Source organism: Psychrobacter nivimaris, from assembly GCF_043419765.1.
Lineage (GTDB): Bacteria > Pseudomonadota > Gammaproteobacteria > Pseudomonadales > Moraxellaceae > Psychrobacter.
The window spans coordinates 1-1212 of sequence record NZ_JBHOFX010000011.1 but is presented as its reverse complement, the minus strand read 5'-3'; the positions used below and the strand labels follow the sequence as shown (position 1 = coordinate 1212).

Genomic DNA, 1212 nt, shown 5'->3' with positions numbered 1-1212 from the left:
CCAAAAAAAGAGGAAATACCCATGGCAAAGGCCAAGTTTGAACGTAACAAGCCACACGTCAACGTCGGTACAATCGGACACGTTGACCATGGTAAAACAACCCTTACCGCTGCAATCGCAACCGTAGCTGCAATCACCTCTGGTGGCGAAGCCAAAGACTACGCGTCTATTGACTCAGCACCAGAAGAAAAAGCACGTGGTATCACGATCAACACCTCACACGTAGAATATGACACAGACAGCCGTCACTACGCACACGTAGATTGCCCAGGTCACGCCGATTATGTTAAAAACATGATCACTGGTGCTGCCCAGATGGACGGCGCAATCCTAGTAGTATCTGCAACTGACGGCCCTATGCCACAGACTCGTGAGCACATCTTGCTTTCACGTCAGGTTGGCGTACCGTACATCATCGTATTCATGAACAAATGTGACATGGTTGATGACGAAGAATTGTTAGAGCTAGTAGAAATGGAAGTTCGTGAATTATTGAACGACTATGACTTCCCAGGCGACGACACTCCTATCGTTAAAGGTTCTGCTACTGAAGCCCTAAAAGGCTCAGAAGAAAAATACGGCCAACCAGCTGTTGTAGAACTACTAAACGTACTAGACACCTACATCCCAGAGCCAGAGCGTGACATCGACAAAGCATTCCTAATGCCAATCGAAGACGTATTCTCAATCTCAGGTCGTGGTACTGTAGTAACAGGCCGTGTTGAATCTGGTATCGTTAAAGTTGGCGACGAGATCGAAATCGTTGGTATCCGTGACACTCAAAAAACCACCTGTACTGGTGTAGAGATGTTCCGTAAACTGCTTGACGAAGGTCGTGCAGGCGAAAACTGTGGCGTACTACTACGTGGTACTAAGCGTGAAGACGTACAACGTGGCCAAGTACTTGCTAAGCCAGGTTCAATCACTCCTCACACCAAGTTTGACGCTGAAGTATATGTATTGTCAAAAGAAGAGGGTGGTCGTCACACACCATTCCTAAACGGCTATCGTCCACAGTTCTACTTCCGTACTACTGACGTAACTGGCGCAATCCAATTACAAGATGGTACTGAAATGGTAATGCCTGGTGATAACGTTGAGATGGGCGTAGAGCTTATCCACCCAATCGCTATGGACAAAGGTCTTCGCTTCGCTATTCGTGAAGGCGGCCGTACTGTAGGCGCTGGTGTTGTTGCTAACGTATTGAACTAA

The 1212-nt window shown here is 47.4% G+C and carries 1 protein-coding gene; it reads left to right on the top strand.

Translation table 11 applies throughout. The annotated features are described in order from the left end of the window. Positions 1–21 precede the first annotated feature (21 nt). Positions 22–1212, top strand: a complete 1191-nt coding sequence (tuf, locus tag ACHEVO_RS13415) for an elongation factor Tu (RefSeq protein ID WP_057758488.1) — start codon at positions 22–24, stop codon at positions 1210–1212.

Coding starts and splice junctions, on each gene's coding strand:
- tuf (WP_057758488.1), top strand. CDS start 22: ATGGCAAAGGCCAAGTTTGAACGTAACAAGCCACACGTCAACGTCGGT.